This window comes from Pseudoroseomonas cervicalis ATCC 49957 (assembly GCF_000164635.1).
Lineage (GTDB): Bacteria > Pseudomonadota > Alphaproteobacteria > Acetobacterales > Acetobacteraceae > Pseudoroseomonas > Pseudoroseomonas cervicalis.
The window spans coordinates 1,315,855-1,327,473 of the sequence record NZ_GG770777.1; the positions used below are offsets into that span (position 1 = coordinate 1,315,855).

Consider the following 11,619-nt stretch of genomic DNA (forward strand, 5'->3'; position numbering starts at 1 on the left):
CACCGCCCCGGGCCGGAGGCCGGGGCGGCGGCCTGAGGCGCCTCAGCGCGGCGGCAGGTGCGACTTGCGGTCGAAATACGCCTTGCGCCAGCGGGTGATCTGCATGCGCTCGAACAGCCCGGCCTTGGTGAAGGGGTCGGCGGCGATGAAGGCCTCGGCCGCCTCGCGCGTCTCGACATCGACGACGTAGACGCCGCCGCCGGCATCGCTGCCGTCATCCTTCAGCTTGGCGCCGCAGGCCAGCAGCTTCTCCACCTGCGAGTCGAGCCAGTCCAGATGCTCGGCGCGGGTGGCCTGGCGCAGCGCCTGGCTGTCGGGCTTGTCCCAGGTCTCGATGATGTAGGGCATGGGGATTTTCCTTGGTGTTTCCTGACCGCGCGAGCCTAGCCCAGCGATCGGTCCGCGCCAGCCCTTCCCGGAGGAAGGGGGCGCGGGCCGGGGTTTGCACGCCCTGCCCGCGTGCAAAATCAGTCCGCCGGCGGCGTCCCCCTTCAGGTGCCGCACGGCTGATCGGATGGTTCGCGACATCCGATCCCCCGGCCCGCTCCCGGCCCTGGCCTCCCCTGCAGGCCATGACCGGTTCCCGCTGCTGTCGAGGCCAGATGGAACCCGGGGAGAATGCGGGATCCGGTGACGCGGTGGGACGGTAGTGAACCGCGCTTCCGTCTGGCTTCGCTGCAACTGCGAGTTATTCGCAATTAATAGCAGCCCCCTTTCGCCGTCAATCCTTTTCGGACCTGTCCTGTCCTCTTTTTTCCGTGTGCCCGCGCGCCGTCGCCGCCGGGCCGGGCAACGCGGCGCGGTATCCGAATTTTTCTGTTCAAAAACAATAACTTGCAGGAGACAGGCGGCACTGCCCCGCGCGCGGCGGCAGTTCGCCGCCCCGGAGAGGCAGCCAGTCCACGCGGACAGAATCGAAAAAGCCGGGGCAAAGGCACCACGGCCCTCACCCCGGCTTTTTTCCGGCTGCCGCAATCTCCCGGAGAGGCGGGACGCCGCAGGCGGCGCGGCGCCACCTGAGCCGCCGGGCCGGAGCGGAAGCGCGCCGTGCAGCACCCCCTGTCCCGGCCCTGACCGGCCGCTGGCAAGAACTAGATCATGAGTTCGATGAGGAAGGGGGCCTGGTGGTTGCAGGATTGCGCCAGCAGGTCGGCGCATTGTTCCAGCGTGGTGGCGCGGGCGGCCTCCACCCCCATGCCGCCGGCCAGCTTGCACCAGTCGAGATCCGGGTTGCCGAGGTCGAGCATGCTCATCGCCGTCGGGCCCGGATTGGCGCCGACGCCCTGATACTCGCCCAGCAGGATCTGGTACTTGCGGTTGGCCAGCACGATGGTGGTCACCGGCAGGCGCTCGCGCGCCTGGGTCCACAGCGCCTGCAGCGTGTACATGCCGGAGCCGTCGGCCTGCAGGTTGATGACGCGGCGCTGCCCGCCGGCGCCGATCGCGGCGCCGGTGGCCAGCGGCATGCCGCAGCCGATGGCGCCGCCGGTGATGTGCAGCCAGTCATGCGGCGGCGCCGCATGCGTCTCCTTGTAGAAGCCGCGGCCGAAGGAGACGCTCTCATCGGCGACGATGCCGCCCTCCGGGATCAGCGCCGCCACGGTGCGGGCCAGGCCCTCCGGCGTCGGCGCGCCCTTGCCCACCTGGGGGCGCGGGCCGGGATCGGGGATGGCGGCCTCGGGGGCGCCGAGCTCGTCCACCAGGGCGCGCAGCGCGGCCAGCCCGTCCTCCTCGTAGCGGGAGAGGACATGCACCGAGGCGGTCTCGGGGTAGTGGATGCTGGGCTTGTTCGGATAGGCGAAGAAGCCGACCGGCGCCTTGGCGTTGACCAGGATCAGGTGCTCGAAGCCCTTCAGCGCCTCGATCGCCATGTCGACCGGATAGGGCACGCGCTCGAGCTGCATGCGGCCGCGGCCGCGCTCGACGCGGGCGTTGGACATCTCGGCCAGCACCTTCTGGCCGGTGGCCTGGGCGATGCGCCAGGCCAGCGCCTGGGCCTCGCCGCGCAGCGCCATGCCGCCCAGCAGGATCAGCACGTTCTTCTTCTCGCGCAGCGTGCGGGCGGCGACGCGGACCGCATGCGGATCGGGCGCGGGGATGGCCGGCACCGGCAGCGCCTCGGCCGGGGCGGCGCCCTCGTTCCAGGCGGTGTCGGCGGGCAGGATCAGGGTGGCGATCTGCCCCGGCGCGGTGCGGGCCGCCTGCACCGCCACGGCGGCATCGGCGCCGACGCGCTTCGCATCGGTCGCGGTGCGCACCCAGGCGGAGACGGGGCGGGCCCAGCCCTCGGTGTCGGCGGTCAGCTGCGCGTCATAGGGGCGGTGATAGGTCGCCTGGTCGCCCACCACATTGACGATGCCGCTGCGGGCGCGGCGGGCGTTGTGCAGGTTGGCCAGGCCGTTCGCCAGGCCGGGGCCGCAATGCAGCAGGGTGGCCGCCGGCTTCTCGGCCATGCGCCAATAGCCATCGGCCATGCCGGTGACGATGTTCTCCTGCAGCCCCAGCACGCAGCGCATGCCGGGGATCCGGTCCAGCGCGGCGACGAAATGCATCTCGCTGGTGCCGGGATTGGCGAAACAGGTGTCGACCCCGCTCTTCAGCAGGGTGTGCACAAGGCTTTCGGCTCCGTTCACCGGCGTCTCTCCCTCACGGTCTCGGCCGCGAGCCTGCCGCCAAAGCGGCGCGCGGCCAAGGGCGGGCGTATCGCCTGGCGATGCGGCGCGCAGATAAATGCCCGCGCGCTTGTGCGGAGCCCGGCGCCGGGCCTTGATGGACGCTGCCCCGGCCGCCACCCATAATGGCGCCAGGAGCATGGACGGATCACGGGTGCCGAGAGAGCGACTTCACCAGGCGGAGCACAGCCGGGTCTATTACCAGCGCACGCCGAAGCGGGAATCCCCGGTCCTCGTCATCACCTTCGACGCCATGTACAACGCCGACAGCGCGGACACGCTGGGCTTCGGCGAGAAGTTCCTGATCGGCGCCGGCTATGACGTGCTGGCGGTGCGCAAGACGCATGACAACTGGTACCAGGATCTGGCGCCGGAGGATGTCGCCCGCATCGTCGAGGGGCTGCCGCGGCGTTACGTGCGCATCTACACCTATGGCGCCAGCATGGGCGCCTATGCGGCGGCCTATTTCGCCGGCGCAGTGGGGGCGCGGATCATCGCCTTCTCGCCGCTGGCCTCGATCGACCCGGCGTATCGCCGCCAGGTCGTCAACCGCGACACGCTGCGCAAGGGGGTCGCCTTCCGGCATGGCAGGCTGGCGCCGATGCTGGCGCGCGCCCCGGGGCCGCACCTGATCACCTACGATCCGTGCAGCGCCTTCGACCGCGCCTATGTGGAGCGCGAGATCGCGCCGCATCTGCCGCGCGGCCATCTGATCCGGCAGCGCTGGTTCGGCCACCCGACCATCACCATCCTGGCCGAGATGCGGGTGCTGAAGCGCACCATCCTGGACTTCATCGAGCAGGACCGGCTGCCGCCGCGGCATTGGGGGGCGCAGCGGCGGCAATCGCATTCCTATTTGTCCAACCTGGCGCAGGCGCTGGGCCAGCGCGGCCGCTGGACGGTGGCGCGGCGGCTGCTGGAGGAGGCGGTGGCGCTGCGCCCCGCCAATGCGGCCCTGCGCCGCCTTCTGGGCGAGGCGCTGGCGCAGCTGGGCGAGGCGGAGGCCGGGCTGGCCGAGCTACGCCACGCCGTGGCGTTGCAGCCGCGCGACGCCACGCTGCACCACGCCCTGGCCCGGCAGCTGCGGCAGCAGGGGGCGCTGGCCGAGGCGCTGGCGGCGATCGACGCGGCGCTGGCCCTCGACCCGCCCAATATCGGCTACCACAGGCTGCGCGCCGAGCTGCTGGAGCAGGATGGCCAGGCCGAGCCGGCCCTGGCCCTGGCCCGCCGGCTGGCCGAGGCCGAGCCGCGCAAGCTGGACCACTGGCTGTTCCTCGGCGGGCTGCAATGGCGGCTGGGGCGGGTCGAGGAGTCGCTGGCCAGCGGGGAGCAGGCGCTGCGCCTGGACCCGGAGTCGGGCAAGGCTCTGCACATGGTGGCGCGCGCCCTGGCCGGGCTCGGCCGCTGGCAGGAGGCGCTGCCGCGCGCCCAGGCGGCGCTGCGCCGCACCCCGCGCGGCGATTACCGCCGCCTGCTGCGCGAGATCGAGGCGGCGCTGGGCGGGCCGGGCTGAGGCACCCTGCCCCGCCCCGGCCATGCCGCCCTCAGGCCAGCCAGCCCGGCACGGGCAGCCCCTTCTCCCGCAGGAAATCGGGGTTGAACAGCTTGGACTGGTAGCGCGCCCCGCCATCGCAGAGGATGGTGACCACCGTATGCCCCGGCCCCAGCGCCTTGGCCACGCGCACGGCGGCGGCGACGTTCAGCCCGGCGCTGCCGCCCACCGACAGCCCCTCCTCGATGAGCAGGGAAAAGACCCAGCGCAGCGCCTCGGCATCCGGGATGGTCTCGGCCGCGTCGATCGGCGCGCCCTGCAAATTGCCCGGCACCCGCGCCGCCTGGCCGATGCCCTCGGTGATCGAGTTGCCCGGCGTCGCCTTGACCTCGCCATGGCTGACCCAGGGGGCGAGCGCGCTGCCCTCCGGGTCGGCCAGCACGATGCGGACCTTGTCGCTCCGCGCCTTCAGCGCGCGGGCGATGCCGGCCAGCGTGCCGCCGGTGCCGCAGGCGCAGGTGAAGGCGTCGATCTTCCCCGCCGTCTGCGCCCAGATCTCCGGGCCGGTGGTCTGCTCATGCGCGCGGGCATTGGCCAAATTGTCGAACTGGTTGGCCCAGACCGCGCCCAGCTCCTCCGCCAGCCGGCGGGAAACGTGGACGTAGTTGCCGGGGTCGGCGAAGGGCCTGGCCGGCACCAGCCGCAGATCGGCGCCGATCATGCGCAGGAAGTCGAGCTTCTCGCGGCTCTGCGTCTCCGGCACCACGATGACGCTCTTCCAGCCGCGCGCATTGGCGGCCAGCGCCAGGCCGATGCCGGTGTTGCCGGCGGTGCCCTCGACCACCGTGCCGGGCTGGCCGGGGGTGAGCAGGCCGCGCTCCACCGCATCCTGCAGGATGCCGAGCGCGGCCCGGTCCTTGACCGAGCCGCCCGGGTTCATGAACTCGGCCTTGCCCAGGATCTCGCAGCCGGTCTCCGCGGAGGCGCGCTTCAGCCGGATCAGGGGGGTGTTGCCCACCGCGCCCCAGAAGCCGTCGGCGATGGCGGCGGGCATCAGGAGTCCTTCAGCTCCACCCAGCGCAGATAGGGCTTCTGCGCCTCCCAGCCCTGCGGGAAACGCTCCTTCGCCTGCTCGTCGGAGACGGAGGGCACGATGATGGCGCGCTGGCCGGGCTGCCAGTTCACCGGCGTCGCCACCTTGTGCCTGTCGGTCAGCTGCAGGCTGTCCAGCACCCGGAGGATCTCGGCGAAGTTGCGGCCGGTGGAGGGCGGGTAGGTCAGCGACAGCCGCACCTTCTTCGCGGGATCGATGACATAGACCACCCGCACCGTGACCGAGGGATCGGCCTCCGGGTGGATCATGCCGTACAGCTCGGACACCTTGCGGTCCTGGTCGGCGATCATCGGGAAGTTCACCGCGGCGCCCTGGGTCTCGGCGATGTCCGCCTCCCAGCCGGCATGGCGGTCCAGCGCATCGACCGAAAGGCCGATGACCTTGGTGCCGCGCTTGTCGAATTCGGGCTTGAGGCGCGCGGCCTCGCCGAGCTCGGTGGTGCAGACGGGGGTGAAGTCCTTGGGGTGGCTGAAGAACACCACCCAGGACTCGCCGGCCCAGTCATGGAAGCGGATGCGGCCCGCGGTGGTCTCGGCCGTGAAATCCGGGGCGATCTGCCCGAGCTGGATGGTCATGGCACTCCTCCTGGCTATTGCCCTGGAGGAAATCGCGATTCCGTATCGTATGTCAATGGCCGGCGCCGGCGTGGCGGCGGCGCTTCCGGCCAGGAGGCCAGCCGGGGCCGGGCGATAAAATCACGAAAACTATCTGTAATTATAGCGAAGGCCGGGCCAGGCCGGCCCGGCCGCGGCTCAATTGCCGGCCTGCGGGTGGCGCAACAGCCAGAGCCGCTCATGCGCCGCCACCAGCGTTTCCATGTTCTTGCGCCGGTTGGTGTCGGGCGAGGCCTGGCGGCGCGTCACCATGCGCTCCAGGATGCGCAGCAGCTCCTCGGCCACCTCGAAATCGCCCTGGTCACAGGCCTGGTGGAAGGCGATCAGGATCTTGTCGGACAGGCGCCGCGTGTGGCGGGGGGCCGCGGGGGCCGGGGCGGGACGCACCGCTTCCGGGGCCGGACGGACCTCGGACACATCTTCCGCCATGCTCATGCCACTCCTTGCTCCGGCGCAGAATCGCCTGGCGGGACGAAGCATGATGCCTCGCCCGGGCCCAGATGCGTCCAACCTAACCGAGCCGAGACGTTCTGCACAGATCTGTGAACAACCTCTCTGATCGAGCCGGCGGGCCGCGTGGCGCGCCGCCGGCGAGGCGGGCCTCAGCGCGCCGCCAATTGCCCGCGCACCGCCTCGGCGATCGCCTCCGGGCTGCTGTTCGGCCGCAGCAGGGTGACGACGCGCCCGTCGCGGCCGATCAGGTAGATGTAGGAGGAGTGGTCCATCAGGTATTCCGACATCTCCGGCCGCTGCACCTTGTTGTAGTAGACGCGGAAGCGGCGCGCCGTCTCGGCCACCTGCTCCGGCGTGCCGGTCAGGCCGACCATGCGCGGATGGAAATTGCCGACATAGAGCTTCATCTGCTCCGGCGTGTCGCGCTCGGGGTCGATGGTGAAGAAGGCGGGGGTGACGCGCGCCTGCTGCTCCGGCGTCAGCAGTTCCATGGCGGAGGCGATGTTGCCCAGCTCGGTCGGGCAGACGTCGGGGCAGAAGGTGAAGCCGAAATAGGCCACCATCAGCTGGCCCTGGAAATCCGCCTGGGTGACGGCGCGGCCCTCCTGGTTCACCAGGCTGAAGGGTCCGCCGAGCGTGACGCCCTGCGGCAACTGCACGCCGCCGGCCGAGACCGGCACCGGCGCCTCCTGCCCGGTGAGGCGGGCGACCTGGCGCAGGAAGGCATCGCCCAACGCCTCGCCCGGTTGCCGGCCGAACCAGGCCAGCGCCCAGAGGGCGCCAAGGCCGAGGAGGAGGAGGAGGACGAGGGCGCGGACAAGGCGTTGCATGCCGCCCATGTAGCGCCATCCCCCGCCGCTGGGGAGGGGGCGCGGCCCAGGGGGGAACCCTGGGCGGCGCGGCGGGGGAGGCGCCCTCCCCCGCCCGGACCCTCAGCGGAAGATCTGGCCTTCCGGCTGCTTGTCGGCGAAGACGCCGTCGGCGAAGGCCTCTTCCCAGGTGCCGGCGGTGGAGGCCTTGGAATACTCGGTCGCGCGGCCCTCGAAGAAGTTCATGTGCTCGACGGCGTTCAGGATCTCGTCCAGCCAGGGCAGCGGGTTCTTCTCGGTGCCGTAATGCGGCTCGAGGCCCAGCTGCTGCAGGCGGCGGTCGGCGATGAAGCGGATGTACTGCTTCACATCCTCGGGCTCCATGCCCTGCACGCCGCCCAGCTCGAAGGCCAGGTCGATGAAGGCGTCCTCGTGCTCGACGATGGTGGTGCAGATCTCCACCAGGTCGGCCTTCAGCTGCTCCGTCCAGATCTCCGGGTTTTCCTGGATGAAGGTGCGGAACAGGCGGATCACCGAGAGGCAGTGCAGCGTCTCGTCGCGCACCGACCAGGAGACGATCTGGCCCATCCCCTTCATCTTGTTGAACCGCGGAAAATTCATCAGGATGGCGAAGGAGGCGAAGAGCTGCAGGCCTTCCGTGAAGGCGCCGAAGGCGGCCAGCGTCTTGGCGATCTCGGTCTTGTTCTCGACCGAGAAGGACTGCATGTAGTCGTACTTGTCCTTCATCTCCTTGTACTTCAGGAAGGCCTGGTACTCGGTCTCTGGCATCCCGATGGTGTCGAGGAGATGCGAATAGGCGGCGATGTGGATCGTCTCGATGTTCGAGAAGGCCGACAGCATCATCAGCACCTCGGTCGGCTTAAAGACCTGGCTGTAATGCTTCATGTAGCAGTTGTTCACCTCGACATCCGCCTGGGTGAAGAAGCGGAAGATCTGGGTGAGCAGGTTGCGCTCGGATTCGGTCAGGTTCTTCTGCCAGTCCTTGACGTCATCCGCCATCGGCACCTCTTCCGGCAGCCAGTGGACGCGCTGCTGCGTCATCCACGCGTCATAGGCCCAGGGGTAGCGGAAGGGCTTGTAGACCGGGTTGGCGGTGAGAAGGTCCATCTTCTCGGGCGCGGCGGTGTCGGACATCGGGCTCTCCGGCGATCGGGCATGGCCCCGCCGCGGCGGGCGCGCCGCGGGGCGGAACCATGGAAAGGGGTGGCAGGATCCGGTCAGGATCCTGGCGCGGCTTCCAGGGGCAGGCCCCTGGCGGTTGGGCGGCCCGCCTGCCGGGACGGCAGGACAGGGGGATCAGCGGCGGGCGGAGCCTAGCGGAGCGGCCGGACGGGCGGAAGGGAATGGCCCCTGGCCTGCTGTCCGATTCGCTGTCTCACGGCAAAAACTCCGCCTTGCTGGGGTGGCCGCCACCATATGGGGGCGCCCTGCCGGGCGCAAGGAAGCCGGGCGCAGATTTCCCCGGCCATCCACAACATCCGGCGGTGCTTGCGCGAAATGTCCACAACATGTTGATTTTCGGCTCGCCACGGCGTCAGCCGCGCACCACCCAGAACCAGCGCGGCGCCAGCCGGTGCCGCTCCATCACCCGCTCGGCCGCAGGCGGCCCGTCCGCCGGGCGGTGCAGCAGGCCGGCGACCCAGGGCGTGCCGCCGGGGCTCGGCTGGTTCAGCACCACCTCGCCCTGCGGCCCGCGATCGAAGCCGGACAGCGACAGCCGATGCAGCGACGCCCGCAGCGCGAGATAGCGTGCCGGCGGCACGCCCAGCTCGCGCAGCAGGTCGGCCTCATGCCGCACCGGCTGGGCGGCCCCGGGCGCCACCTGCCGGCGATGCTGCGTCACCGCCTGGCCGTTGAGGAAGCGGTAGCTGTCATAGCGACGCCGCTCGCCCTCCGGCGTGACCCATTCCCCCTCCTGCCCGAGTTCGAGCGAGGTGATGGCGGGCAGCGCGGCGATCTCGGCCAGCAGCGCCTCCAGCCGGGGGCGGTTCAGCCAGAAATAGCCGGTGGTGGTGCCGAACCCCGCCGCGAGCAGAACGCCGCCCGACAGCAGCACCAGCCCTGCCGCGGCGAGGCGCCGGCGCGCCCCGAGGCCCAGCAGCAGGGCGCTGGCCAGCAGCAGCGCCGCGCTCAGCCCGGGCGCGTAGACCGGCAGGGAGAGGAGGAAGCCAAGCCCGGCCGCCACCCCGGCCCAACGCAGCCAGCGCAGCCCGGGAGGGGGGCACATCCGGGGGAACGGGACGACCAGGGCGGCCGCGCCGGCCGGCTCACTGGCAGGCCAGGCATTCCTCGTAATCGGTGCCGTTGCCGCCCTCGCCGGCCACGGCCCGCACGCGCGGGGCGGGCGGCACCGGCAGCACCGCGTCGATGCTGGTGGCGGCGGCGAAGCCCAGCTCCGGCTGCACCGCGACCTTCTCGCTGATCGCGTCGGCGCGCTGGATCGACAGGCTGCGGCAGTAGTAGAGCGACTTCACGCCCTTCTTCCACGCCTGGAAGTGGATCTGGTGCAGGTCGCGCTTGTGCACGTCGGCCGGCAGGAACAGGTTCACCGACTGGCTCTGGCAGATATAGGGCGTGCGGTCGGCCGCGTGCTCCACCACCCAGCGCTGGTCCAGCTCGAAGGCGGTCTTGAAGACGGCCTTCTCCTGCTCGTCCAGGAAGTCGAGATGGCTGACCGAGCCCTTGTTGACGGTGATCGTCGTCCAGGTCTCGTCATCGTCGCGGCCGTGCTTGGCCAGCACCTTCTTCAGATACGGGTTGCGCACGATGAAGGAGCCGGACAGCGTCTTGTGGTTGTAGACATTGGCCGCGATCGGCTCGATGCCCGGGCTCGCGCCGCCGCAGATGATCGAGATCGACGCGGTGGGCGCGATCGCCATCTTGTTCGAGAAGCGCTCCATGAAGCCGTATTCGGCGGCATCCGGGCAGGGCCCGCGCTCCTCGGCCAGCAGCCGGCTGGCCAGGTCGGCCTGCTCGCGGATGTGCTTGAACATCCGCTTGTTCCAGACCTTGGCGATGACGCTCTCGAACGGCACGTTCTGCGCCTGCAGGAAGGAGTGGAAGCCCATCACGCCGAGGCCGACCGAGCGCTCGCGCATCGCGCTGTACTTGGCGCGCGCCATGCTGTCCGGCGCGTCGTCGATGAAGCCCTGCAGCACGTTGTCGAGGAAGCGCATCACATCGGGGATGAAGCGCGCATCGTCCTTCCACTCGAACCAGGTCTCGAGGTTCAGCGAGGAGAGGCAGCACACCGCGGTGCGCTCCTTGCCATGCTGGTCGCGGCCCGTGGGCAGGGTGATCTCGGAGCAGAGGTTGGAGGTCTTCACCTCCAGCCCGGCCAGCTTCTGGTGCTCGGGGCGCGCGTTGTTCACCGCGTCGGAGTAGATGATGTACGGCTCGCCCTGCTCGATGCGCGCCATCAGGATGCGGATCCAGAGGCCGCGCGCCGAGACCTTGCGCACCACCGCGCCATCCTTGGGCGAGGTCAGCGCCCATTCCTCATCGGCCTCCACCGCGCGCATGAAGGCGTCCGGCACCAGGATGCCGTGATGCAGGTTCAGCGCCTTGCGGTTCGGGTCGCCGCCGGTCGGGCGGCGCAGGTCGATGAACTCCTCGATCTCGGGGTGCGAGACGGGCAGGTAGACGGCGGCCGAGCCGCGGCGCAGCGAGCCCTGGCTGATCGCCAGCGTCAGGCTGTCCATCACGCGGATGAAGGGGATGATGCCGCTGGTCTTGCCGTTCTGCCCGACCTTCTCGCCGATCGAGCGGAGATTGCCCCAGTAGGAGCCGATGCCGCCGCCCTTGGAGGCCAGCCAGACATTCTCGTTCCAGAGGTCGACGATGCCGTTCAGGCTGTCATTCGCCTCGTTCAGGAAGCAGGAGATCGGCAGGCCGCGCGTGGTGCCGCCATTCGACAGCACCGGCGTCGCCGGCATGAACCACAGCCTGCTGATGTAGTCGTAGATGCGCTGGGCGTGGGCGCTGTCGTCCGAATAGGCCGAGGCCACGCGGGCGAACAGGTCCTGGTAGGATTCGCCGGGCATCAGGTAGCGGTCGTCGAGCGTCGCCTTGCCGAAATCGGTCAGCAGCGCGTCGCGCGAGCGGTCCACGCGCACCTGGCCATGCCCCGCGAGCTGGATGTCATCGGCAAGGTGAACGGCATCGAGCACGGCGGAGAATCCCTGATATCGGTGTGGGCTGCGGGGCGGAGATTTGCACCGCCCCGCTCGCTGCTTCAACCCATATCTGGTGGGTCGGATGCAGGTTTGCCCCCCAGAATTTGCTTTACAGGCGTTCCGTTCACAGGCCGTGAAGGCCGCGACTCTCGGAAAATCCGGGGGATGCGGGGGTTATCCACCGCGGCCGCCGGGGCTTCGCCGCGGCGTCATTTTCCTCGCCCGGCCCGGCCTGGCGGCGCGACTCACCAGCCGCCGCCGCCCCCGCC

Annotated in this window: 10 protein-coding genes; 1 reads left to right on the forward strand and 9 read right to left on the reverse strand. The window is 70.2% G+C overall.

Annotation, left to right across the window (positions count from 1 at the left end):
* Positions 1–42 precede the first annotated feature (42 nt).
* Positions 43–348, reverse strand: coding sequence for a YciI family protein (locus HMPREF0731_RS05700; RefSeq protein WP_007003097.1), 306 nt, complete (start codon positions 346–348; stop codon positions 43–45).
* A 743-nt stretch (positions 349–1,091) separates the two neighbouring features.
* Positions 1,092–2,633: an acetolactate synthase large subunit gene (locus tag HMPREF0731_RS05705; protein WP_007003098.1), complete on the reverse strand. Its 1,542-nt coding sequence runs from the start codon at positions 2,631–2,633 to the stop codon at positions 1,092–1,094.
* A 178-nt stretch (positions 2,634–2,811) separates the two neighbouring features.
* Between HMPREF0731_RS05705 and HMPREF0731_RS05710 the strand changes: the two genes are divergently transcribed.
* Positions 2,812–4,185, forward strand: coding sequence for a tetratricopeptide repeat protein (locus HMPREF0731_RS05710; protein ID WP_169312254.1), 1,374 nt, complete (start codon positions 2,812–2,814; stop codon positions 4,183–4,185).
* A gap of 31 nt (positions 4,186–4,216) precedes the next feature.
* Here HMPREF0731_RS05710 and HMPREF0731_RS05715 read toward each other — a convergent pair whose 3' ends face one another.
* The 7 genes from HMPREF0731_RS05715 to HMPREF0731_RS05745 form a co-directional block, all read right to left on the reverse strand.
* Positions 4,217–5,218 carry a cysteine synthase A gene (locus tag HMPREF0731_RS05715; protein WP_007003099.1) on the reverse strand — a complete coding sequence of 334 codons (1,002 nt, stop codon included), beginning with the start codon at positions 5,216–5,218 and terminating at the stop codon, positions 4,217–4,219.
* The gene (locus HMPREF0731_RS05720; RefSeq protein ID WP_007003100.1) at positions 5,218–5,853 is read right to left on the reverse strand and encodes a peroxiredoxin; all 636 of its coding nucleotides are present in this window, start codon (positions 5,851–5,853) and stop codon (positions 5,218–5,220) included. The genes HMPREF0731_RS05715 and HMPREF0731_RS05720 overlap by 1 nt, the downstream gene beginning before the upstream one ends.
* 177 nt (positions 5,854–6,030) lie before the next feature.
* Positions 6,031–6,321 (reverse strand): hypothetical protein, encoded by a 291-nt coding sequence (locus HMPREF0731_RS05725; protein WP_157135936.1) that lies wholly within the window; start codon positions 6,319–6,321, stop codon positions 6,031–6,033.
* A gap of 173 nt (positions 6,322–6,494) precedes the next feature.
* The gene (locus HMPREF0731_RS05730; RefSeq protein ID WP_040612358.1) at positions 6,495–7,175 is read right to left on the reverse strand and encodes an SCO family protein; all 681 of its coding nucleotides are present in this window, start codon (positions 7,173–7,175) and stop codon (positions 6,495–6,497) included.
* Positions 7,176–7,277: 102 nt separating this feature from the next.
* Complete coding sequence (locus tag HMPREF0731_RS05735) at positions 7,278–8,309, reverse strand: ribonucleotide-diphosphate reductase subunit beta (protein WP_007003103.1); 1,032 nt, start codon at positions 8,307–8,309, stop codon at positions 7,278–7,280.
* Positions 8,310–8,709: 400 nt separating this feature from the next.
* The gene (locus HMPREF0731_RS05740; protein WP_157135937.1) at positions 8,710–9,402 is read right to left on the reverse strand and encodes a hypothetical protein; all 693 of its coding nucleotides are present in this window, start codon (positions 9,400–9,402) and stop codon (positions 8,710–8,712) included.
* A 40-nt stretch (positions 9,403–9,442) separates the two neighbouring features.
* Entirely contained in the window at positions 9,443–11,344 is a 1,902-nt protein-coding gene (locus HMPREF0731_RS05745) for a ribonucleoside-diphosphate reductase subunit alpha (RefSeq protein WP_007003104.1), read from the reverse strand.
* Between the last annotated feature and the right edge of the window lie 275 nt (positions 11,345–11,619).

Coding starts and splice junctions, on each gene's coding strand:
- HMPREF0731_RS05700 (WP_007003097.1), bottom strand. CDS start 348: ATGCCCTACATCATCGAGACCTGGGACAAGCCCGACAGCCAGGCGCTG.
- HMPREF0731_RS05710 (WP_169312254.1), top strand. CDS start 2,812: ATGGACGGATCACGGGTGCCGAGAGAGCGACTTCACCAGGCGGAGCAC.
- HMPREF0731_RS05715 (WP_007003099.1), bottom strand. CDS start 5,218: ATGCCCGCCGCCATCGCCGACGGCTTCTGGGGCGCGGTGGGCAACACC.
- HMPREF0731_RS05720 (WP_007003100.1), bottom strand. CDS start 5,853: ATGACCATCCAGCTCGGGCAGATCGCCCCGGATTTCACGGCCGAGACC.
- HMPREF0731_RS05725 (WP_157135936.1), bottom strand. CDS start 6,321: ATGGCGGAAGATGTGTCCGAGGTCCGTCCGGCCCCGGAAGCGGTGCGT.
- HMPREF0731_RS05730 (WP_040612358.1), bottom strand. CDS start 7,175: ATGCAACGCCTTGTCCGCGCCCTCGTCCTCCTCCTCCTCCTCGGCCTT.
- HMPREF0731_RS05735 (WP_007003103.1), bottom strand. CDS start 8,309: ATGTCCGACACCGCCGCGCCCGAGAAGATGGACCTTCTCACCGCCAAC.
- HMPREF0731_RS05740 (WP_157135937.1), bottom strand. CDS start 9,402: ATGTGCCCCCCTCCCGGGCTGCGCTGGCTGCGTTGGGCCGGGGTGGCG.